At 38.3% G+C, this 22,341-nt stretch carries 21 protein-coding genes and 2 pseudogenes; 21 read left to right on the forward strand and 2 right to left on the reverse strand.

Annotation, left to right across the window (positions count from 1 at the left end):
* Positions 1-181 precede the first annotated feature (181 nt).
* Positions 182-1,021, forward strand: coding sequence for an ATP-dependent DNA ligase (locus tag NYE58_RS36860; protein WP_341004420.1), 840 nt, complete (start codon positions 182-184; stop codon positions 1,019-1,021).
* 76 nt (positions 1,022-1,097) lie between these two features.
* Here NYE58_RS36860 and NYE58_RS36865 read toward each other — a convergent pair whose 3' ends face one another.
* Positions 1,098-1,793 (reverse strand): hypothetical protein, encoded by a 696-nt coding sequence (locus NYE58_RS36865; RefSeq protein WP_076179479.1) that lies wholly within the window; start codon positions 1,791-1,793, stop codon positions 1,098-1,100.
* A 300-nt stretch (positions 1,794-2,093) separates the two neighbouring features.
* On the opposite strand from NYE58_RS36865, the gene NYE58_RS36870 reads away from it, so the two are divergent.
* From NYE58_RS36870 to NYE58_RS37620, 20 genes and pseudogenes are all read left to right on the forward strand, one after another.
* Positions 2,094-3,092 carry a hypothetical protein gene (locus NYE58_RS36870; RefSeq protein ID WP_076179480.1) on the forward strand — a complete coding sequence of 333 codons (999 nt, stop codon included), beginning with the start codon at positions 2,094-2,096 and terminating at the stop codon, positions 3,090-3,092.
* 999 nt (positions 3,093-4,091) lie between these two features.
* Entirely contained in the window at positions 4,092-4,445 is a 354-nt protein-coding gene (locus NYE58_RS36875; protein WP_256715951.1) for a hypothetical protein, read from the forward strand.
* 57 nt (positions 4,446-4,502) lie between these two features.
* A complete protein-coding gene (locus NYE58_RS36880) occupies positions 4,503-4,880 on the forward strand; it encodes a PadR family transcriptional regulator (RefSeq protein WP_076179481.1) in 378 nt (125 codons plus the stop codon).
* Between the two features lie 44 nt (positions 4,881-4,924).
* Complete coding sequence (locus tag NYE58_RS36885) at positions 4,925-5,575, forward strand: hypothetical protein (protein ID WP_256715952.1); 651 nt, start codon at positions 4,925-4,927, stop codon at positions 5,573-5,575.
* A 574-nt stretch (positions 5,576-6,149) separates the two neighbouring features.
* Complete coding sequence (locus NYE58_RS36890) at positions 6,150-6,938, forward strand: hypothetical protein (protein ID WP_076179483.1); 789 nt, start codon at positions 6,150-6,152, stop codon at positions 6,936-6,938.
* A 121-nt stretch (positions 6,939-7,059) separates the two neighbouring features.
* Positions 7,060-7,314, forward strand: coding sequence for a hypothetical protein (locus tag NYE58_RS36895; RefSeq protein WP_076179484.1), 255 nt, complete (start codon positions 7,060-7,062; stop codon positions 7,312-7,314).
* A gap of 63 nt (positions 7,315-7,377) precedes the next feature.
* A complete protein-coding gene (locus NYE58_RS36900) occupies positions 7,378-7,599 on the forward strand; it encodes a hypothetical protein (protein ID WP_076179485.1) in 222 nt (73 codons plus the stop codon).
* Positions 7,600-7,638: 39 nt separating this feature from the next.
* Positions 7,639-7,926 (forward strand): hypothetical protein, encoded by a 288-nt coding sequence (locus NYE58_RS36905; RefSeq protein ID WP_076179486.1) that lies wholly within the window; start codon positions 7,639-7,641, stop codon positions 7,924-7,926.
* A gap of 657 nt (positions 7,927-8,583) precedes the next feature.
* Entirely contained in the window at positions 8,584-8,877 is a 294-nt protein-coding gene (locus tag NYE58_RS36910; protein ID WP_076179488.1) for a hypothetical protein, read from the forward strand.
* 221 nt (positions 8,878-9,098) lie between these two features.
* Complete coding sequence (locus tag NYE58_RS36915; protein WP_076179489.1) at positions 9,099-9,446, forward strand: helix-turn-helix domain-containing protein; 348 nt, start codon at positions 9,099-9,101, stop codon at positions 9,444-9,446.
* 129 nt (positions 9,447-9,575) lie between these two features.
* Positions 9,576-9,710 (forward strand): hypothetical protein, encoded by a 135-nt coding sequence (locus tag NYE58_RS36920; protein ID WP_340901314.1) that lies wholly within the window; start codon positions 9,576-9,578, stop codon positions 9,708-9,710.
* Positions 9,711-11,597: 1,887 nt separating this feature from the next.
* Entirely contained in the window at positions 11,598-12,032 is a 435-nt protein-coding gene (locus NYE58_RS36925; RefSeq protein ID WP_076179490.1) for a TlpA family protein disulfide reductase, read from the forward strand.
* The gene (locus NYE58_RS36930; protein WP_081383688.1) at positions 12,020-13,759 is read left to right on the forward strand and encodes an ATP-binding cassette domain-containing protein; all 1,740 of its coding nucleotides are present in this window, start codon (positions 12,020-12,022) and stop codon (positions 13,757-13,759) included. The genes NYE58_RS36925 and NYE58_RS36930 overlap by 13 nt, the downstream gene beginning before the upstream one ends.
* Entirely contained in the window at positions 13,746-14,183 is a 438-nt protein-coding gene (locus NYE58_RS36935) for a hypothetical protein (protein ID WP_143766580.1), read from the forward strand. Before NYE58_RS36930 ends, NYE58_RS36935 begins: the two co-directional genes overlap by 14 nt.
* Before the next feature lie 43 nt (positions 14,184-14,226).
* Positions 14,227-15,381 (forward strand): cysteine desulfurase family protein, encoded by a 1,155-nt coding sequence (locus tag NYE58_RS36940; protein WP_076179493.1) that lies wholly within the window; start codon positions 14,227-14,229, stop codon positions 15,379-15,381.
* Positions 15,382-16,398: 1,017 nt separating this feature from the next.
* Positions 16,399-16,791, forward strand: a complete 393-nt coding sequence (locus tag NYE58_RS36945) for a hypothetical protein (RefSeq protein WP_076179494.1) — start codon at positions 16,399-16,401, stop codon at positions 16,789-16,791.
* Positions 16,792-17,448: 657 nt separating this feature from the next.
* Positions 17,449-18,032: pseudogene (locus tag NYE58_RS37615) on the forward strand (hypothetical protein); the annotation flags it as partial.
* 206 nt (positions 18,033-18,238) lie between these two features.
* Positions 18,239-20,476, forward strand: a complete 2,238-nt coding sequence (locus NYE58_RS36950; protein WP_076179498.1) for a penicillin-binding transpeptidase domain-containing protein — start codon at positions 18,239-18,241, stop codon at positions 20,474-20,476.
* A gap of 690 nt (positions 20,477-21,166) precedes the next feature.
* On the forward strand, positions 21,167-21,529 hold the full coding sequence (locus tag NYE58_RS36955; RefSeq protein ID WP_076179499.1) for a helix-turn-helix transcriptional regulator: 363 nt from the start codon (positions 21,167-21,169) through the stop codon (positions 21,527-21,529).
* A 285-nt stretch (positions 21,530-21,814) separates the two neighbouring features.
* Positions 21,815-22,060, forward strand: a pseudogene (locus NYE58_RS37620) (DUF6431 domain-containing protein); the annotation flags it as partial.
* Between the two features lie 48 nt (positions 22,061-22,108).
* On the opposite strand, the gene NYE58_RS36960 reads toward NYE58_RS37620, so the two are convergent.
* Entirely contained in the window at positions 22,109-22,255 is a 147-nt protein-coding gene (locus tag NYE58_RS36960; RefSeq protein ID WP_341004421.1) for a hypothetical protein, read from the reverse strand.
* Positions 22,256-22,341: the final 86 nt, after the last annotated feature.

A 22,341-nucleotide genomic window follows, 5' to 3' on the forward strand; every position in this document is an offset into this window, starting at 1 on the left:
GGGGAAATGTTGGTTTGCATTTCTTTACCTAGGGTTTTATACATTGGACCAGCATTGTATAAGCGGCTACCTAGACCATAATATTTTATGATGTTTAATGATGATTACCACCATCTACCGATATCAATCACTCATAGAGTTTGTTACGCTATAATGGGTGATGATAATGTTTACTGATCCAATGTTACTAGATGAAGTAGATGTTCCATTTGAGTCAGATCTTCATATAGCAGAACTAAAAATAGATGGTATACGCGGTATTGTTGGTAAAGAGAGTAGAACGAGAATATATAGCCGGCATCATAATGAAATAACCTCTCGATTTGATGAGATCACTGAAGCTGCGACAGCTGCAATTGATTTTGGAACCAAACTAGATGGTGAGATCGTTGTTTGTGATACTAGTACGGGAAAACCTGACTTTGCATCCACAATGGCGCGGTTTCAGTCTACACGGCAAAAGAAGATTACACCTGGATTATGCTTTGTGGCCTTTGATATATTGTCATACAAGGGGAAAGATACGACCGCTTTACCACTTATGCAGCGTAAAGCATTGCTTGATGAAGCGGTGAAGGAGAATGAGTTCATTAAACGTATTCGTTATGTAGAACAAGGTTTTATTCCTCTCTATGAAAAGTGCCGCGAGCAAGAGCTGGAAGGCATCGTGCTAAAGCGCAGAGATAGTCTCTATTATAAGGGGCAAAGACCTCGGGGGATTTGGCAACGCGTCGTTGTATATAATAGAGAAGAATGCATTGTCACGGGTTTTTCAAAGAAAACACATGCTTGGTCTATAGGGGTCGAGCGTAATGGAAAGATCATCTCAGCCGGTTTACTTGAACACGGACTTAACACCCCGATCGGGAAAACTGTTTTTCCATTTCTCAAGCAAGCAGCCGTTCGAGAAACAAAGGATTTTGTATACGTTGAGCCGTTTGTGAAGATAGAGGTTCGTTTTCGTCACTGGACAAAAGCTGGCAAGCTGAGATTGCCGGTCCTGGAACGGGTAATCGTATGATGATTCATAAATGAGGATACTTTAGATTATAAAAAAACAGTAGAATGTCCTATTCTGAATAGGTTCGTTCTACTGTTTATTTGTATTTCCTTAGACGTTTATTTTCTTTTCTACGTTCCCGTTTTAACAACTGATCGGGATCAAATGATCCATTTCGTTTTTGATAGTGACGTATCTGAATTAAGTAAGGAATAGTTAGAACGATTAACAGGATTGTTCCCTTAGCTAATATGGAGCCCATTACTCCAGGGAAATATTGTGTTGCAGAGTATAACAAAACTAAGTCGAATAGCATTTTGTAGATTATCTGTGGTGTCATTTTCTCTTGTAACTGATTATTATGCTTAGCATGTTTGTATAATATCTGAATGAAATTAATGGATAATAGAAGGTATAGTATCTGGATGTACCCGCTAGTTTGTAACCAATACATAACCGTATCACAAATCTCAACTGTTTTTAGAATAATAGGAAATGTGTTTTGTAGCTCGTGAGGTGCTGCCCCTAACTTATGGAGTGGCGTCTCTATCCAGGTGACAATCATTGGGATGAGCGTTATTGGAGAGAAGACTAGGCGTATCTTGTCTAAGTAGAGCCTTTTATCCCATTTCGCAAGAATGAAAGTCTTATCAGAGGTTTTAATGAGACTTTCTCTTTGTTTTAGGAGCTCAATCCCTATAGGGTAAGAGGTATTAGATCCACTCTCAAGTACGGGGTTTTTGGGACTTCTATGTTTGCTTTTTTTATTTTTATGGGCTTTATTTTTGCTCATAGGCAACCTCTTTCGTCTCTAGAAATGTTGCAATTCTACGATGTTATATCCATTACAAATCTATACGATTTTATAGCTTAGTCGTTCCTGAATAAGGTGGACTATTCTGTAGAAATAATAAATCACCAACCGAATTTTAATAGGCTGGGAACGACATTAACTTACGGGAGGATACAATATCATTCCTCTATTTATTCAGCATGTGGTAATATTTGATGAGATTAAGAAGGAGGCTAGGCAATTTTCTTAGTCTTTCCTACTCTTTAGGAGATTTAAAGTGGATAAATACTAGGAGGACACATGAATAAAACATTTAGGCTTAAGGTACTGGCGTTTTGTATTTTAATTAGTATCTTTTCAGCGGGTTTAAACGTCAATGCAGCAACGGAAAGCAATTTTGTTACGAGCGATCAATTACAAAACAGTTTGGAAAAACTCAAGATGGATATGGTCACAAAAGAAGATCTACAGACAATGGTTCAGCAACCAGGGGATACACTTACGAAGGAAGAGATCACCCAGCAATTAATAGATACTCAAAAAACGAGAATAGCAATTCTTGAAGGAAATATTAACGCTCTATTGTCATTGATTGCTGTTATTGTTGCTGGACTTACATTATTCGGCGGAATGTTTGTCTGGATTTCCAAAAGGACCTTCTCATCTAAAGTAGAAGAGGTAGAGACAAAGCTAATTGAAATGAAACAGCTTAATAATGAAGCATTAACAAAAGTCGAAACCGTAAGGGAGCTTAATAGCAATCTTAATATGGCGATTCGCGAAGCACAAGATCTGCACGTCGAATTATATAATAGTAAAAGAGCCTTTGACGAGGCAACCGAAGAAATAGATCTATTAAGGAACTATGTAGTTTTTTTAGAACTCAAAGCATCACGTTCAGAGATTTTCCGTAAATTTGAAAACAAAGTAAATCAATACAATAGTTTGATTTATGAACTGGAGAACTGGCTTGTAGGCACACTTCCGAACTATGGAGACGCGCTGAAAAAGGTTACAAAAATTTTTGGTGAGAATGTTATAAAGGATGGATCTGACGAAACAATCCTAGAAAAACTCAGTTACTATAAAGAATCATTAAAAGAAAATGAGGATGACTTTTGGAAACAGGCTGCAGTAACCTTAGAATGGATAGATTACGAGGAAAAGGATAATTTTATAGATCCACTTAATGACTCATTCTTAGATTGGGAAAGCACCTATGAGGATATTGAGAAGGTGCATAGCATTATCGCGACTCAAATCAAAATGAACCCAGATAAATTTATACCAAAGATATAAATAAGGGAACTTGTCTTAAACCGTTGTTCTTAAAATTACAGCTATTTTTTTAATCTGGTTCCATTGATTTAAAAGTTTGTTCATAAAGCAGGGTAGTCTAAGTCTTTATTGCCTAGACTGCTCTGGGTTTATTATGGATAGGTCTAGTGCGTTCATACGAACTATTACGGTTTAACCATTCAGAATTTCGCGTGACATCAACAATATGTATACAGTTATAACAGCATACGTATTCAGGCCTAATTCCTTTGTAAAACAAGGCTCATAAACATATATTTCCGTATGAATACGTGTTTTAAACATACGTGTTTACACGCATACCGTCCCCAGCGTCCCGCTCCTACGAGCTTGATCCCCGCATTTCTACTTCTTTCACTGATTGTTTGCTACTATTTTGTTCGTTCGATACGGCTGCTTAGCTACATCGATAATTCTATTTATGTGTATTGTCCCTTTGGGACACTGCACGTAAGCATATTCACGAATCTATCATCTATCCAGGAAAGACTATGATTCCTATGTCTATTTCTGAACCCATTTCTTCAACATAGCCGATAATAAACTCCTGCAGTTGTAACCTGCATTTTTGGATCTTTTGGGTTTACCTTTTAACCCGATTTTTGCCTTCCGCGCCGCTCCGCCCCCCAAACCATCTAAAATTGTAACTTGATCCGGATTTAGTAGTAGAGTTGAACTTTTCGACTGGATACGTAGATAGCAAAAGAATAAACACGGATATAGATGTAGAGTTGAATTCTGTTACTAAGTGGAGTCTAAGTACGGAGAGTGTTGAAGTGCGGTATAAAGGGAGGAGATACAGATAAAGAGGGGAATGATGCGGCTAAATAATGTGAATACGTGCTAACACGTATGTTATTATCACGTGTGTTATGGTATAATTAGGAGTATAAGGAGTTTTCTTTGGGAGTTTGTATCTCTGTTCTAGGAGCGGGGTTTAAGCTCTCCCCCATCGGGCAAGTTACTGGTAGGGAGAAGACATTGAGACGTTACAGACTGGATGGTGATCACTTGAAAAGACAAATGCCTTGGATACTTAAAGGCCATGTTACTTGGGTTCGTGATCAACTACTGAGAAAGTATTCTATAGATCAACTGAACAACGATGATGTTTGGTATTTCGAAGTCATAGAGGCTCCTGAGATTCACTTTAGAGGAATTAGTGAAACTGATATTGCAAAAATGTATGACTACTTCTCACCATCAGCCTTAGAGCTTCATGAGATTCAGCAGAAATACGGAAATCAAAATGACTTTACTATTGTTCTTGCCAATCTGATTGATTTATACCAGAATGCTTTCCAAAATGCTATGAACAAACTAAAAGTAATTTAAAACTTCATTTTTCTTTCCATACGCATAGCGATTGGATTATAGAAAGGATACAGACAAATGAGAAATACAGATAAGGTAGAAAAAGAGTCTACGCTTGGTTCAGTCGTTAAAGTTCAGCAAGTCATTGATTTCATGGTTCTGGCTGAGCTGCAGAAGGGCGAGCGTTATGGCAAGCAAATTGACCAGGTTATTATTCAGTCTCTTGATGGTGTGGGCGTGAATGACTCTTATCTGTCACAGCGATTGAAGAAGCTAGCTGAGAAGGGGCATGCCACAAGTAGGTGGGAAGACGATAACCGGTATAACCGCTACTATGAAATCACACCTTCCGGAGAAGAGTATTTCCAGCAACTCCTGCGTGAATTACCGGAAAGAGTAAACATGGCCATTCAGGTTTATGAACGGTTCTCTAAAATCATGAAAAAATATGACTAATAGAAAGGTATGAGAGGATGGATAACTATCAGGAGATCATAGCTTTGCTGAAGCAGCGCTTTCCGGAAGGGACAGTAACACACCGAAAAGATAAGAAGGGGGTTTATATCCCCAACCAGGTCTATACAGATCGACTTGAGACTGCAACAGGCAGTGAGTGGGATAAGGAGATTAAGGAGCTGGATATTAGTGTGCCACACCGCTATGTAAAGGCGATCGTACAGATCCGTATTGGACCCTATACTCGTGATGGCTACGGAGTATCGATTATGAATGGAGATCCTGCTGCCGAGCCCAAGTTAATTCGTACAGCGGTCGATCAGGCAGTCAATGAAGCTTTCATCGACGCGATTGATACTTATGAGATGGGTTGGAAGGATCTCGCCCCCTACAAGCTTGAGGACTGGGCAGGGAACCCAGCGCTTGCACATTTACTACAGAATGGACCACCTGCAGGAGTGGAGGATGGAGCCGCTCCAATGCAATCATTTGCGGTTTCAAACCATAAATGCCTGAAGTGTAAAACGAACCTGACTAATACCGAGTGGGAGCTGCTAGGAAGGATTCCGAACTTAAACCGCGAATCATTGGTATATTGCTTTGAACATATACCGGCACATTTGAAACGTAAACTTCCGGAGCAAATTTTGACTGACTTTGAAGAGAAGCGAAACAATGTAAGGAGATCGATATGATATCTTCTTTACTCATATTATTAGCCTACTGTTTATTTGCTACAAGTTTTTTCATACTTATCGTGGAAATATTCGATCATAAAGAAAAAAAGATATATATTTTCGTATTTGGTATATTGTTATTTGTTATCGGATTAATTATTAGAAATTATGCATTGGCATGATACTTACCAAAAGGAGCTGAATAATCTTAACTCCCCATATTACTTAATTAATATATTATTATATTAGTATTTATAGTGTAGAAGTGTTATGAACGTTCCTGCTCCTTTCATATCAACTGTAGGGTGGCCATCCTCTCGGCAATGGAAAAAGTCGATCTATCATTCGATTGGTACAAATCATAAATACCATCAGTGTAAGGCGGCAAAGTAAGATGCCAAGAAGGAACCCGAATCTAATCCGCGAATCTTTGGTATATTGCTTCGAGTATATACCGGCATTTTAAACACAAACTTCTGCATCAAATTTTGACTGACTTTGAAGAAAAGCGAAATAGAGATTAAGAAATATTAGAAGTCTGACGTATCAATGTTTTTATACACTGCGTCCAGATTAAACCTCGGAGGTTACAATGAAAATGTTAACGAAATGCCCTATGTGCAATAGCCTTGAAGATGAAGCTGACGATCATCTGTATGAATTAGAATTAACTGAAGAAAAAGTTTATGAGTTTACTTGCAAAGAAGGTCATGAAAATGTTCTTGTTTTAAGAAATCATAGCTTTGAAATGCTTTTTGAAATGGGACTCTATGCATTAAACGATGGTTATTCTCGTGAAGCAGCAGCAAATTTCGCGGCTGCTATAGAACGATTCCATGAATTCTCTATTGCTGTTTTTGCCCACGAACATGGGGGTGAGCAAAGCGATTCTTCAGACGTATTTAGAATTATTAGCCAAACATTCGATGATGAGTATCAAAATTCTTGGAAAGCGATAAGTAAACAGTCTGAACGGCAATACGGCGCTTACATCATGCTCTACCTTATTACATTTAAACGAACACCTATTCTAATGAAAGATAAATATATAACCTTCCGTAATGATGTAACACACAAGGGGATATTTCCGTCTCGTGTAAAGACAGAAAAATATGCTCGTGCAACATTTGATTATATAAAGACAAAGCTTTTAGAACTAAAAACTATTGCTCCTAAGTCCGTTGATTATGTATTTTCTAAAGAGTTAAGAGACTTCAAAGAAGGGCAAATCGAAAGATATAATGGCAAAGTAGTTGTAGATTATCGAATAAATACTTCACTTCGTGTTGATTGTACACTTGAAGAAATAAATAATAAAAACTTCGATAGTGAATTAGAAGATGCATCCTCTTATCCATTTTTCAAACGTGAAATTCGCTAAAAGAAGGACCCCAGTTTTATATTTGCTACCATGACCGCACCAGCCAGGCGGAGGATTGAGATCTGAAATCCTCTATGACTCTGAAAACGATAATGAAACAAAATGAACATGGAGTGATCATATGAAAGAATGGCTCTATGAGCTCCTTGAAAAATTGACAGGTAAGCACTATCACATTTTTGACAAACCATCACAAATAGAATACCTGGATGGAACCCAGTTTTTTTATTGCCGTTGCGGAGCGATGGCAAAAATAAAAAGAATACAAGTCGTAACAATGTGGTGTCCACGCTGTCAAGTTTGGACGAATGAATATAATCGATTCAGTCAACACGATTGCGGAACTGATGTTCTTTCAACTAAAGACGGAGAATAGTTAAATCACGCCTATGAGGGCAATGATCTTCAATGAATATTAAGTATCTTAAGGAGGATTTATATGCAAAAAGATGATTTCAATAGAACTTTTGAAAATGTACCTGGAGCGAAAGAATGGTTCGAAACCGTCTCTAAATCTGAACGAAAGTTCAACCCGCAAGTAATGCTAGATGAGCTTGTGAAAGAAGGAAAGGCAGAGGCGATTACTCTTCCGGAAGATCCGGAAGAAGCAAAACGTTTATTGGCTGAAATCATGGAGAATTATCCAATCAAATCCGAATGAACACCGTTTGAATATTAAGTTGTATGGAGGTAGATTTGAATGAGTTATATTCGTAATATTCTCAATTCCTTAATAATATTCCCCCAGAGCAAAGAAGCTCGTGAACAGTTAAAACGACTTAGAGTGAGAGACGTGCTTAATCAGAGCACGCCTGATGATCTGAGAGAATGGGAAAGTAATTTGAAAATCCTTAATAATTCTAAACTGATTTTTGAAACTACAAAAATGTTACATGAAAAATTAAATGATGCATTTCTTCTATACCTTAAAAAGCATTATCCAGGTGACGAACGTCTGGTGAAATTACAAAATATTAAATTGTATTAAGAGGGATGATGGTGCGTGTATTTACAGCAGACAGTTTAAGGCATTTTTACCTCGAGGATATAAAACTGTTTGAAGAAATAACAGACCTCAATAATGATAATTGATATTTAGAAAAAGAGAAAGATACAGCTCTCAAAAACTTAGAACTAACTTGTGAAAAAACCTTCTTTTCGTTTTTTTACAAGAAATGAGCGAAAACCATTAAAAATTGCAACAAATATCTGATAGAGTACGTAATCCATTTATAGTCAGATCTTTAGCGTCAAACGAAATAAGACATTGGGAGGGTGTTACATAATGTTAAATCGATTTGCAACTAAATGGATTAATATATTTGCTTTTGCACTAATGCTATTAATTCTTATCTCAGTATGGATGAATTGGTTTCTTCCGTTGTCCTTTATCGGAAGATCCCTGATTTCACTGGAGGCTTTTGTGATTATTATTGTTTTAATTGATCTTGCACTAAAAAAATCAAAACACAATTAAACATCACTGATATTTATGTTCGAACTTTTATTAAAATTTTTTAGATGTAATATATTCTAAAGAAGAAGCAGAAGAATTTTCTCTTTTGTTTACCGGTCTATTGAATGAGATTTAATTAAAGTTAGGTTTCTGCTTAGTTCCAGACATTAAATAAAGGTGGGATTTTCAATGACATTGAATACAATCGACAAATTGGTAAGTAATGAAGGTTGGAATATTCAAAGCTGGCGATTTCGGTATGGCACAGAACTATGGGTGATTGCTTCGCCTCTTGCTGAACAGTTGGACCAAATCAGAGAAATCACAGAAGGTGCTGATATTGAAGCAATTGAACTGGCATCTTACTTTAATAACGAAGGATCATGGTTACCAGTAGTTTCTGCAAAAAACATATCTGAAGGTTTAGAAATGCTAGAACAAAAGATCAAGGTATTTGAAAATATTGAAGAATGGTGTGGGTAATACGTAATGTTGTCATACACAGGACGTACTAATGTCATAAAAAATCTGAAGAATTGTCACAGAGTTCATAATAAGTATTAGGATAAATGCTTATACATCAAGGGTTTTGGGCATTTATTGCTTAGAATTTCAAATTTTCGGAAAGTGTCTTTTCATAGGAGTGAGAATCCTATCGTGTGAATATGAAATAGCACTTTCCGAATCAGAAATTTGGGGGAGTTATGAATAAAATTGGAGAAAACATTCGATTATTAAGAAAAAGAATGGGATTAACCCAAATTGACTTTTCCAAGCAAATAGATATCTCACAAGGGACTTTGAGCGATATAGAACAAGGCCATTGTAATCCCTCGGTTGAAACGGTTCTATCTATACATGAAAAGTATGGAGCCAGTTTAGAATTTATTTTAAAAGGATTTGAAGATAATCAATCAGCGAAGATTATTTTTAAAGACACAATAAGTAATGTGGAAGAGTTAATTAATGTCATGAAGATACTTTCCCATGAAGCCCAATTAGAGATTCTTGACTATGCTAAATTTAAACTAAATAGCTCCAGGAAAAATTAACGATACTCGAGTCGAGGTAATCTATTAATGATTAAATAAAGTTTTCTTAAACCATAAAATAGGAGTGGGGATAATGAATAAAAAACAACAACAAAATGTATGCTTTTCTTAGCTTCATTTTCATCGATTATGGCTAGTCAAATCATTCAATCCAACGGAAGCAATATAATGGATTTCTCGCAAGGCATATTAACTGGTATCGGATTTATGGGGATGTTGATGACCATTGTAACCATTGGAAGATATAATAGACGTAGTCAATAAAATAAACCAACGGGCATAAAAGCTCATCCGATACTGGATGGGCTTTTTTAGTATTAAATCTTTAAGATATTACTGGTTGATTATCTTCTTTAGGTAATCTTTCTTTTGGATTAGTATTCGTGGGAAATAATATAATAGACTGTCAAGTTTTCATTAAGCTCCCATGGAAGAACGCAATTACTTTCATAATCTGTGGTGTCGCGTGAGCGACATGGATGGCTAACGGGCAGTTTAGCGTGGCAGCCAACCAACTAAGTGGTTGCTTACTCGCAATTGTTGGAAGGAAAGTTCTATTCTTTCGCGAATTCATTAGACATGCCGAAGTTACAAATTTCGCAAAAAAAAACGCGGTAGAGCATTGGTTCCACATAAGCTTATGGTGATACAAATCCCCATTTAATCCACTCGGCCACTAGGAGAATAGTCCAAGTGTGATGGCTTCAAAGACTACCTTAGTTCACTGTTGCTGTTCAAATCTCGAAGGACGTTGTTCCTCTGTAAGTTTGGTGGGGCGCCCATCACCAGACCAGTTGATCTTGTTTTAGGGAGTTTACTAATAAATGCTAATGGTTTGACATGCACGACTTAATAAATCACCGATCATCATACATGTGTCCTTCGAATCGAACGCTAACGCTAGTTACATATTTTTATTATCATTTGGATTCAAAAACCAAAGGGGGAAGCACATAATAGATCATTTGTCCTGCGCAGAAATCCTCAATAGAAAAGGCGACGCAGGAGGAACCTATACGGTGACACTGACCCTGAGCGATCATAAAACGGCACCTTTTGTATATCACACACATTGAATGTGAATGTAATGGGCATTGCCGGTACCGTCTCGCACACTGCGCAATGGGAAACCAATCGTGTGAATTATAACTTTGCCAATTATATGAGTCTACGAACTGAGACACTTATTGGCGGGAGAACAGTTCATTCTCGTTTCAAGCGTAACAAGCACTGGTTCGTCATGGGATAAGGCGAACAACAACACGGTCACTCTGTTTGAAATAGGGTTTTGGCCAACCTGACCAATACGTCCGGGCTCCACTGGGGAGAATCAATGTGGCGAAAATAATTTTGATGCGAAGCTGCCTGACGGGATATACAACTTCAAATTCGCTGTGTCATAATCGAACGGGGTTATGAAGAATACTTCGGTACCGATAAAATCAGAGATAGCATTTGGGACGTTACAAAAACCCATCGTACCCACTGATAAAAAATCCCGTTTCGTTATGTTTGGACACTGAAAAAGTCCAATGAGACCGAATCCTTTATCTTTTAAGGAGTCGGTCTTCTTTTTTTATGATCTCTGGGTTCATTCAGGTCTAGTTTTCAGTACAGTGGCAAAATCATATGGGCTGGAATCGTCGCTCCTGTAGGCCTTGCACGTGGCCATTCTTATGGATTAATTCCCTATATTTGGTTCGGATACCTCAATCTCAGCTTACTGATTTGAACGTTATTCCTCATTTTCTAAATTCAGGGTAATTTTCTATGTTAACGATAAAATGTAATTAACAATATAATTTATAGCATTTTATGACAAAAAAACCTGTTTTTTTCAAGATTCCTCATTTACAATGGAAAATAAAGGAGGTGATTGAATATGGCAACTTGTCCATCCGGGTTTAATGAGGTTGGTACCGATTTTATTTCGAGATGCGGAACTTCACCTTGTCCGGTTGACTCGAAAGGTCGAAATCGTTGGACAGAAACAGTCTTAATTTGCGCAACTCCATCGTATACCACTCAGATTAGAATCAACACTGGGGAAGGGTATACGGACCCAAGCACTTGTTGTTAGAAAAATAATGAGGGGGGGGACCCTCTCTTTATTTTTTTTGGAGATAATTAAGGGAATAAGGTGGGATTTACTTGTTTTTAAAAAAGACTGAATATTTTAATATTGGAGATAAAATTCCAAATGTTAAAATAGATAACTCTTTGTTTTTATATGATTTTTTGGATAATCATTTATTTATTTTTCTCTTAACAACAACTTGCGATGCATGTGAAACTACATTGGAAGTAATGTCCGAATTTAAGGATTGCTATAAAAATTTCAATTTTATATTACTTGTTAATACATCTGAGGAAAATATAAAAACTTTAAAAAGAGTTTTTGGTGAGTCTAAAGTGTATTATGCTAGTTTATCCTCCATGCAACGCGAATATAATATCAATGGCTTTCCGTGGGGGTATGGTATTAATCGAAAAAGAGAAATTATTACATCAAATGCATGTAGTACAAAAAATAGTATTCTTGCAATAATGGAACCGTTCTCTTACTCGGCTGGATGGGAAATATGAGAACTATAAGGCAATGGTTATTATATTTGATTAAGGGAAATGTAAAACCATTTATTGTGAATATTTTAATTCTGTTAATTTCACCGTGTATTGCTTATGGAAGTTTTAAAATAACTAAAGAAATATTTGATTCCCTCACGATTGAGAGTGGTTTTAATTTAATATTAATTCTTTGCTTAGCTATGTTGATAATTAAATTTTCTCAAACTTTTATTTCTGAGTTGTCTTATTATATTCAGCAAAAATTAAATCTTATATATTCTACGAAAATAGAACAATATTTAATGGAAATATTAAGACCAATCACTATAACTTTGGTTGAAACGCCTGCGTATAGAAATGATTTAAACGTATTCCGTCAAACCATTAGTCGTTTACCGCAATTAGTCGAGGCTTTATTTTCTATAATTCAAAATATAAGTGTACTTGCGATATATTTGTATTTAATAAGCCAGTATGCTTGGTATTATTCAGCTTCCTTAATTTTATGTGCAGTACCATTAATTTATCATTATATAAAATATGCTAATGATACTGATCAATATATGCGCAACTTAATACAAAAAAGTATGGAAGCAAGTAATTTATCGACATTATTAACGGAGCCTTCTAATCAAAAAGAAATGATTATATTTTCAAACCGTAATTTCTTTATTGAAAAATGGAGAAAAGCATATAGTGATATAATGACGAATACTTTTAATTATTATAGAAAATACCTTTATAGAAATTCCTTAATAGGCACTATATTTCCGCTCATATACTTTTTTATTCAAATCCATGTGGTATTTAGGTTAATTCATGGTGAATTAACTCTGGGAGATTTAGTAGCTATAACCTCAGCTATTGGTGTAGTTGAAACAAATATCAAAACACTTAATAGACCGGTAAGTGGATTTAAAAATTTTTCAATTTTTGTTGCCAATATTAAAGAGTTCTTTTCTAAATATGATGACTCTATTAATGGGAAGGTACAAGTCTCTACGATACAAACTCTCGAGTTAAAAAACCTGGATTTTTCTTATCCTAATTATGAAAATGAAATTCTGTCTAATATTAATTTTTTCGCATCAAAGGGCAGCCTAATTTCATTTGTAGGAGATAATGGCTCGGGTAAATCTACATTGGCGAAGTTGTTGGCAGGATTACATGCAGTTCCACGTAATTCTTTTTTTGTGAATTCAACGGACATGTGCGAATTGGAGAGATCTTCTTTCCAAAAGAAAGTATCTATTCATAATCAGGATTTTTCAAGATTTCCGCTAACAATCTATGAAAATATAAAATTAGATGAAATAGATGAGTTGGAAAAAGAGTCGATTCATAGATTTTTAAGTGAAAACTCCTTTTTAATTCAAGAAGATTTGTATGACAAATTAGATGTAACTCTGGGAAACCAGTATCTGTATTCAAAGCAGATTTCTGGTGGACAGTGGCAAAGAATTGCATTAAGCAGAGCTTTCTACAAAAATAGTGACTTATTAATTATAGATGAGGGAACTGCCGAAATTGATCCCTTTACGCAAAGAGAAATATTTGAATATTTAGGGAAAATAAAGCGGGAAAAAATAATTATTTATGTAACTCATGATTTGAAATTAGCTTCGCTGGCAGATAAAATATTTGTCTTCAAAAATGGAATGATAATTGAAGAGGGCCCTCACCACGAACTAATTCAAAAAAATGGAGAATACTCGAAAATGTGGGGGGATAATGATGAAAGTTGATTTTTCTAACCTGTTTAATAATCCAAAGAATAAAAGTAATGAAACAGAACTTACATTAATTAAACAATTAATTGTTTCGAAAGAATTGATTTTTGAGAACTTTAATATAGCTATCTTCCTTTCAGTATATTGTTTGCGTTGTATAGAATTATTACCTGAATTAAAAAAGGAAGAAGAGAGCTTATCTAAAAATGGTTGTGTTCTAATTTTCGATTCATCAAATGAAGAAATGCAAAATATCATTACACATTTTAACTTAAAGATACCGACAATTAATACAGATTTGGATTTTTTTGTGAATGATTTAAAAATCAATAAAACTCCTAACCTAATGGCTTGGAATAACGAAGGGACAATCGTTGAGACGAAATTCATTAATAATATAACTGATATTAAAAGCTTATTTGATCTCAAGAATGTTTAGTGGAATAAAGACATATAAATTTTTAAAAATATCGGAGGATAAAATGGAAAAACTATATTTTGATTACTGCGCTTCAACGCCACTTTACCCTGAGGTGTTTCAAGTTTTTTTAGATAGTACTGAAAGGTTATATATGAATCCTTCTTCAACACATATATTAGGCCAGAATATCAAAAGTCTTGTTGATAAATCCAGACAAGATATCTCAGATTTATTGTATATCAATCCATCGGAAGTGATCTTTACTTCAGGGGCAACGGAGAGCAATAATATCGCAATTATTGGCCTTATTCACTCAATGAAAAAGTCTTTTAAAAAAGAGCTGCATATAATTTCATCGGACACAGAACATTCCTCTGTTTACAATTGTTGTAAAATCCTTGAAGCGGAGGGTGTTGAAGTAACCTTTTTACCCGTTAATGAGAACGGATTGGTAAGTGTTAATGATGTTAGAAATTCAATAAAAGACAATACTGTTCTTATTAGTATTATGCACGTTAATAATGAAACGGGTTCTACTCAACCCATACAGGAAATTGGGGATTTGGTTAAAAATAAATCAAATATATATTTTCATGTTGATGGAGTACAGGCGATTGGTAAACTCCCTTTGAATTTAGAATTTATAGACTTATATACAATTTCAGGCCATAAAATTGGTGCTCCTAAGGGAATTGGTGCCTTGGTTGTGAAAGAACATGTGCCAATATCACCAATGTTTTTTGGAGGGAATCAGGAAAATGGGATTAGACCAGGTACTACTAACGTACCGGGAGTTCTGAGTCTTACAGAGGCTTTGAAAATTTCCATTACAAAACAGGGAAACAGATGGGGTTATCTCACTAATTTACATAATATGTTGGATGAATTTGTGAGGGGTGTTCCTGAGCTTACAGTAAATAGTCCGAAAAATGGGGACTGTTCACCTCATATATATAATTTTTCTTACAAGGGGATCCCTTCTGCAATATTGCTTAGCATATTAGAAAAAAGGGGTATTATTGCATCTTCACAGTCTGCTTGTTCATCATCCAAGCAGGCTAGTCGGGTTCTTATGTCAATGAATGGAGATTTTGAAATATCTTCTAGTAGTATTAGACTCAGTTTTCATGAATCAATTCGTTTAAAAGATATGGAGTATTTGATAGATTCAATTAAATACATGGTTGGTCGAGTTAGATCAAATAAATTTATTTAAAAAAATTTAAGGAAGAGTGAAGACATTTGTATGGTGCTAAGTTTCCGAAAAAACAATGGGATGCTCGTAATCTCTCTGTATAAGGAAAAGCTACATATATAAGAAGTATTGGTAATCCTGTTAAGTTAGCTATTCTAAGAGAAAGACTTCGCCTCCCCTCAACATAAGATTTCTGATTCTTCAAAAGGTGGGAACCAATAATCAACCTTTTTTCTGCACTTTCGTTATTTACGGGCGTGATACCTGCCCAGATGTCAGGTATTCATCGCTGGTGAACTACTCCATATCAATGCCTATTTCATCAATGAGCGCTACGGCAGTAACTATGCTAACCCCAAGGATTTTTTATTGAAGTTCAAATCGTTACGGTAACTCTGTAATTGCCTATCAAATTTGGTATCAATACCGATTAAGAATTTCTCTTACTTGTCCATATCAATAAATTATGCATGAAAACAAATCTTATGTTTTTTTGGATTTTAGTGTAAATGGAAAGCGATTTCTCTTTCAAATATTTGAATAACCTTCTACTTCCTTTTCGTTTTCTCAGACATGCTACGTTCGATTGGTTTGTCAATGACATGCTAAGGCGGCTGGTATTAGGAATTACGCTGTGTACTGTTGAAGCATTAGGGCCGTTGCTCTATTCTAGTCAGTACAGATCTTACTCTGGCGGTCACGGATATCATTCGCTTGTACAGGTGCCGCTTCAAGATCTAAGGACATGTCACGATTCAATACATTGCGTGAGGAATGCTATAGTTTGTCGTCTTACGTTCAGTGCTGACACCATGACTATTTTCCTGTCCCCCTCATGCCGTAGTCTCTGAGACTAACGTAGTGTTTATTTACGACAGTCTATTTTTCACCTGTTTGTACAAAAAAATGTGCATATATCTATAAAGAAAATAAAATTTATCAGGATACATCCTGATTTGATGAGGATTAACCGCTCTTAATTGCATAACTCTTTACTGTCAGTTATATAAGACAAATTATTAAAGGGAGGAATTTGAAATGTCAGTTGATATTATGGCTTCTCTTCTTATAGCAGAAACAATTAAGTTTGACCCACATGAAAAAAAACATTCTATTTATCAAATTTTAAATTATATTGAGTGTGACGTGTTTCCAACTGTTTTTGAATTTAATATATTCATTAAACTTTGGTTTTTTAATAACAAAGATCGAGTTAATCTTTTAGTCGCAATATTTGATGATACTGAGACAGCAAGATTCTTTAGCGAAGAAGAACTTGTGAATAAAAGAGAGAGTGGAATTAATAAGGGTATCGATAGCAATTTTACTTTTAAATCCATTATTTCGAAGCCAGGGAATCATTATATCCGCTTATATGAGGATGGAAATGTACTCTACCAATATCCTATTTATGTAAAATATATTGAATAATAAAAATATTCCAAGTAAGTGGATTTCTTAAAATATCATTTTGATAATCAGATTAACCGAGAAAAGTACTTTTTTTACAGACTAAGTGGCGAAGTTACTATCTTTCAACGTATGGGTCAAGTAATCTACGGTTAATTTACAAGCTATGGGCAGATAAATTATTACGAAATCAACTTTAGCAAGGGCTGTTCTTATGATAAATATTGTTCAATTTAAAAGGTTTGACAACCGCCATAGGCCAAGCACCGTTCAGGCCAATTAATCATCTAATTTATGTAACCGAAAAAAGTCTTAAGAAGTTATATTTCTGAACAACGGGGAATCTCCCAAATGCTTGCAGTTTCTTTCGGAGGTAACGACTCCCAGAAGGAATGCCGCTCGATCTCCCTGGCATTCGGGTATACGAAGAAGCATTAGCAATTCAACACTTGCTTGAACGAGGCGCTAAAGAAGAGGATAATAGCTTCCGCCGCTCCCTTTACAACAAAGTGGAAGCATTGGCAGAAACCTCTCCAAGATGCCGCCCATATTTTGAGTGCGCCGAAACCGCAAACTACAGAATGCGTTTGCATACTGAGAAATGGAGACTTTACACAAATGCTTCATTTGTCTATCACTAAGTTCTGAAAATAGCGTAGTGACAAGAGATTCGCAAAAATGGTTGATTTTACCTTATTGTACATTGTACAATGTGTAACGAGGCTGGTGCTTATTAGGGCGATTATTTATCAAACTAATAAAAAACCAGCCATTACCTATGTCTACAACAATGAGCCCTACTGGGACAAGGAAAACCAGCAATCCTGCTCCAAGCGAACGCTCATCGGGAGAGTCAATCTAAAGACAGGAGAGTTCGTACCCTCCATGCGTATTGCAGAGTGTCGGTGACGGAGTCTGGCGACCCTGCTAAAAGCGAGGCCTCCTACCGATCACCCGCTTTCAGCGCAGTTCCTACGGCGCATCTTACCTTTTTGAATCAAATCGGACAGGCCACCGGCGTTGAAACCGATCTCAAGACTTGTTTCCCTAACACCTACAAGAATTCTTGTGCATCACCTATTACCTGATTCTGGGAGGGAATAACTCATTCAGCCGCTTTTCTCACTGGTAGCGTATGCATATTCACCCCCTTTACAGCAGATATTCCTTCTCAGCGAAGCTGCAAGCTGTTCCAGTCGATTGAAGATGCTCAGCGCATGGCCTCTAGGAAACGGCTCATCGAAAAGGAATACTGGGTATTTGCTAAATATGATGGCGGTGATCGTTTTTTCTCTCGTGGCTGCCCTCTTGCCTGGCGTTACGTCCATATCTATGTTCTGAATATAAAGGCGCAGTCAATCGAGACCAGAGCATTGCCGAGACTAAATAACAGATTGCTAACGCGGATGGGGACATTTAACGAGCGATTTGCCGGAAATCGCAATATATATGTTTGTGAGGTTTGCTTATGGTGAAGAGAATAAAGCTTCGCACGCTGTTTATAGGAGGGTGTATTACCTTCTTTTTTCTTGTTTTGCTCGTCAGAGTGTTCTGGATTCAGGTGCTGGAGCGTGATTCCTGGCAAGCCAAGGCCGCAGTGCAATGGGCCCATACTTCAGTGACTAAAGCGGTACGTGGCACGATTGAGGACCGCAACGGCAAGGTGTTGGCCAGCGATGTGCCGGCATATACGGTAGTGGTCAATCCGGAAGTGATTACCGCGCTCGGCATCGGGGAAGAGGTTATCACCGGCCTGCATAAACTGCTCGGCAAGCCTGAGGATGAGCTTAAAGCGCTCGTGGAAGCCAAAGACGAGAACGGAAAGTATCTGAAGAACCGGGAGATCCGTAATGAAGGCTGGAAGATAGACCAGGAACTGCGCGACAAGGTCAACGAGTTCATTGAGAAACTGAAGGATGAACATGACATTCTGGAGACTGGCGTCGGCCTGATTAGAGAACAGAAGCGCTATTATCCGCAACAAACACTGGCTGCACATATTTTGGGTTATACGGACCGCGACGGAAATGCGGTGATGGGATTCGAAAAATATTTTGACAAGCAACTTAAGGGTGCGGATGGCAAGCTATTCTACCAGAGCGACGCCAAAGGCATCAAGCTGCCTGACTCGGAGGATACTTACCATCCGGTGGTCAATGGAAGTACTTTCAAGCTGACGATCGATAGCACAATCCAGTATTATATCGAACAGGCAATGCAGAGGGCCTATGAAGAATATAAGCCCAAGAGTATTACGGTAATTGCCGCGGATCCCAGCACCATGGAAATATTGGGGATGGCGAATATGCCGACCTTTAACCCGAATGAGTTCTGGAAATATGCCTCCGATCCAGGGGTATTCTTCAACCATGCCATCAAAACGAGATTTGAACCAGGCTCCACGTTCAAGATTGTACCGCTTGCCGGAGCGGTGGAGGAGAATTTGTTCAATCCGGACGCAACCTTCATGTCCGGTTCTATCCGCATCAAGGGGTACGGCAAGCCGCTGTATGACCAGAAGAGAAGCGGTTATGGCGAAATCACCTTCCTGGAAGGCGTGAAGCGTTCAAGTAACGTGGCCTTCGTCAAGCTTGGCTATGAAATGCTCGGTCCGGAAAGGCTGCTGCAATACGTGGATGATTTCGGATTTAACGATCTTACCGGTATTGACCTGCCGGGCGAAATCAGCGGAATCGTCAATCCGACACCAAACAATGCTTCGGAGAATGCGACGATCGCATACGGGCACGGCAAAGTGCTTGTTACTCCGATTCAGCAGCTTACCGCCATCTCGGCCATTGCCAACGGCGGCAAGCTGATGGTGCCGCACGTGGTCAAGGAGACCACCAATCCCAATACCGGCAAGACTACCGTAACCCAGCCGCAGGTGGTACGTCAGGTTATTTCCGAGGAAAGCGCCAGTGAAACCGGCAGCTATCTGGAGCAGGTCGTTGCAGACCTGGTCCATGGAACCGGCCGTCGTGCGTACATTGAAGGCTATAGGGTAGCAGGCAAGACCGGTACGGCGATTAAACCTGACGGTAAGGGCGGGTATGACCGCAACAAGGTGCAATCGGTCTTTCTCGGATACGCACCGGCTAATAATCCGAAGATTGTGGTCTATGTCGGCATAGACGAGCCTGCTAATGCTGCTGGCGGTGGTGCTGCGGCGGGACCGGTGTTTAAAGAGATCGTATCCGAGGCATTGTCATATATGGGTGTGCCAAAAGTTACAACGGGCGATGGAGGCAGTGTTTCCATATCCGCCAAGAATGCACCTTCCGCGCAGCGCTCCGCACCCGATCTGACCGGCAAAATGGTGCAGGCGGCCAGAAAAATGCTGATTGATCAGGGCTTTGATTTTGAAACGGTCGGAGGCGGAAGCAACGTGGTCAGCCAGTATCCGGAGGCGGGCACCCTACTTGCTTCGGGACAGCGGATCTATCTGTTAAGTCAGCAGGGCGACCAGGCATCCATTCCTGACCTCCGGGGACAGTCGCTGCGTGATGCGCTGGAGGTGTTCAATCTGCTGAAGGTCAAGATTTCCGTCGAAGGCGAAGGGTATATCACCGAGCAGACAGAATCAACCCAGAACGGTAAAAGGCTTGTACAGCTGAAGCTTAGCCCTCTCAATGCATACGGCGAGGATATTCCGGTATCTACGGCGGAAGAGGAAGCTGCGGATACCGGGGATAGTGGGGGGTAGCCGGTAGCTAAGCCGTTCATCTTTTTAATTCGGCTTTTGATATTTGTCTTTGCTGTTAAGCGAGGCTTGTTCTAAGCCCTGTTTGTCCCGAATTGTCATGAAGATAAGAGATTATGTCTATACAGGGATAGCGGATGATTGTCAGGAAATAAAAGGATATTATTTTTCGGAAATAATAAAGATAATGCATGTTGTAGAGAAAAGGCTAAAATTGTTACTTCAAGAGCAGGGATTATGCCTGACCAAACGGTTACATTTAAGAATAGGCGTAAAAGATATCTGTTTACTCAGGTGAAAATTGAAGAAATACAGAGGGCTTTGAGATAGAATTTAGAATTATGTTTTTTTGGTGTTTAAAATCCAGATGCAGAGTTATCAGTAACAGGGAAACTTCATAAAATGGTATCTAGAAAGATTGTGTAAGAAAAATAGCAATTTTAACAACCAGTAGATATATAGTTGTGTTTATGGGATACGAGAGTTTTATTTAAACAGCAGCAGTCATAGACATTATTTTTGTGTCAACGACTGCTGCTGTTTTTTTAAAATTAAAGGGGGACTCCTAACGGAAGCATCCGTGTGATAGTAGCTGAAAACTCAATACTACACCTGAAAAAAAGTTTAATAATTTATACTTAATGGATCAGTATTAGGAAAAAACTAAAGTAAACTGTTTAAAGGGGGGAGAGCATGAACTTAAATTTTTCCGATCATCGTGAAACGATTGCTGAAAACTTAGTGACATTTCTTCGGCTGAAAGGTTATTCCAAATTATCTTTGTCAAAATTAACGAATATCGATCGAAATACCATTGATCAGATCATCAATGGTGGAGGACTTTATTCTAAGCAATACAATACAAAAATTATAAAGATCAATAAAACATTTGATCTACCAGAAGATTATTTCATATCCTCTGGTAGTCCTAAAATGTCAACAACAACAAACACTTACGCACATCAAGATTCTGGTTCAGAGAAAAGTGCAGAAGTTAAAGAATTGCTGTGTGGTTTGAATAACATCCTCGACATTTACTCTTTGTACATGAAGTGATGGTGGCTGTAAATCATCTGTTAGCAAGGAATATAAGTTGTAGTCCTAGAACATTCAAAATAAGGGCAGCTTTAGGCTAAGCTTATTTTGATTATAGTAGAGATATACTGTTTCTGCTGAATCATAACGCCGCGAAGCTGGTGGGATTGCCTGTCCGGAAGTTGCCGGATATAATGACCGTATTCTAACAAAGGAAAAAGGATACCTCCGTGGCGTTGGTTACCTGCTGGAACAGGCCGCGCCGGAAATATCCTTCATCACTAGACATGGTCATTGTAACAAAGTATGCGCTGGTTGAAAAGATCCCTGGTGTTTTTTGTGAGGGGTGCGGAGGAGGTGCCCTGCCCGTGCTGCACAGAAAAACTAGTGGTGATCGGTAGCCGGGAACGGAAGGTCCGGGGTGGGGACGGTGAGCTGCGCCGGCTCGTGATTCGCAGGCTACGGTGTGCGGGATGCCGCAAGATTCACCACGAGCTTCCGGATCTACTCGTGCCTTACAAACGCTACGAATCTAGCAGTATGGAACAGGTGCTCACGGAGCCGGAGGCGTCCGTGAGCGTCTGCGCAGAAACGTCTACATTAAGACGCTGGAAATCCTGGTTTCGGGTTCTTGCCGTCTACTTCATGCTGGCCTTGCAAGCGCTGAGCGTCCGATTTACCAGTGTGGCTTCTCTGCCCCGAGAGGCTTCCTTTACTCCGCCCGTTGTCTCCAAAGAGATCTTTCACCACGAAGGACCCGGCTGGCTGGCCAGACTTGTCCGCCCCATCGCCAACGCCCAGTTATGGGTACATACCCGTTTTGCCTACCTGTC

The organism is Paenibacillus sp. FSL L8-0708, from assembly GCF_038009325.1.
In the GTDB taxonomy this organism is placed as follows: Bacteria; Bacillota; Bacilli; order Paenibacillales; family Paenibacillaceae; genus Paenibacillus_AQ; species Paenibacillus_AQ odorifer.

Excerpts from the sequence above, each read along its gene's own strand:
- NYE58_RS36895 (WP_076179484.1), top strand. The coding sequence starts at position 7,060 with ATGAAAGAATGGCTCTATGAGCTCCTTGAAAAATTGACAGGTAAGCAC.
- NYE58_RS36860 (WP_341004420.1), top strand. The coding sequence starts at position 182 with ATGTTACTAGATGAAGTAGATGTTCCATTTGAGTCAGATCTTCATATA.
- NYE58_RS36915 (WP_076179489.1), top strand. The coding sequence starts at position 9,099 with ATGAATAAAATTGGAGAAAACATTCGATTATTAAGAAAAAGAATGGGA.
- NYE58_RS36940 (WP_076179493.1), top strand. The coding sequence starts at position 14,227 with ATGGAAAAACTATATTTTGATTACTGCGCTTCAACGCCACTTTACCCT.
- NYE58_RS36900 (WP_076179485.1), top strand. The coding sequence starts at position 7,378 with ATGCAAAAAGATGATTTCAATAGAACTTTTGAAAATGTACCTGGAGCG.
- NYE58_RS36920 (WP_340901314.1), top strand. The coding sequence starts at position 9,576 with ATGGCTAGTCAAATCATTCAATCCAACGGAAGCAATATAATGGATTTC.
- NYE58_RS36870 (WP_076179480.1), top strand. The coding sequence starts at position 2,094 with ATGAATAAAACATTTAGGCTTAAGGTACTGGCGTTTTGTATTTTAATT.
- NYE58_RS36890 (WP_076179483.1), top strand. The coding sequence starts at position 6,150 with ATGAAAATGTTAACGAAATGCCCTATGTGCAATAGCCTTGAAGATGAA.
- NYE58_RS36910 (WP_076179488.1), top strand. The coding sequence starts at position 8,584 with ATGACATTGAATACAATCGACAAATTGGTAAGTAATGAAGGTTGGAAT.
- NYE58_RS36865 (WP_076179479.1), bottom strand. The coding sequence starts at position 1,793 with ATGAGCAAAAATAAAGCCCATAAAAATAAAAAAAGCAAACATAGAAGT.
- NYE58_RS36955 (WP_076179499.1), top strand. The coding sequence starts at position 21,167 with ATGAACTTAAATTTTTCCGATCATCGTGAAACGATTGCTGAAAACTTA.
- NYE58_RS36950 (WP_076179498.1), top strand. The coding sequence starts at position 18,239 with ATGGTGAAGAGAATAAAGCTTCGCACGCTGTTTATAGGAGGGTGTATT.
- NYE58_RS36930 (WP_081383688.1), top strand. The coding sequence starts at position 12,020 with ATGGGAAATATGAGAACTATAAGGCAATGGTTATTATATTTGATTAAG.
- NYE58_RS36935 (WP_143766580.1), top strand. The coding sequence starts at position 13,746 with ATGATGAAAGTTGATTTTTCTAACCTGTTTAATAATCCAAAGAATAAA.
- NYE58_RS36880 (WP_076179481.1), top strand. The coding sequence starts at position 4,503 with ATGAGAAATACAGATAAGGTAGAAAAAGAGTCTACGCTTGGTTCAGTC.
- NYE58_RS36905 (WP_076179486.1), top strand. The coding sequence starts at position 7,639 with ATGAGTTATATTCGTAATATTCTCAATTCCTTAATAATATTCCCCCAG.
- NYE58_RS36945 (WP_076179494.1), top strand. The coding sequence starts at position 16,399 with ATGTCAGTTGATATTATGGCTTCTCTTCTTATAGCAGAAACAATTAAG.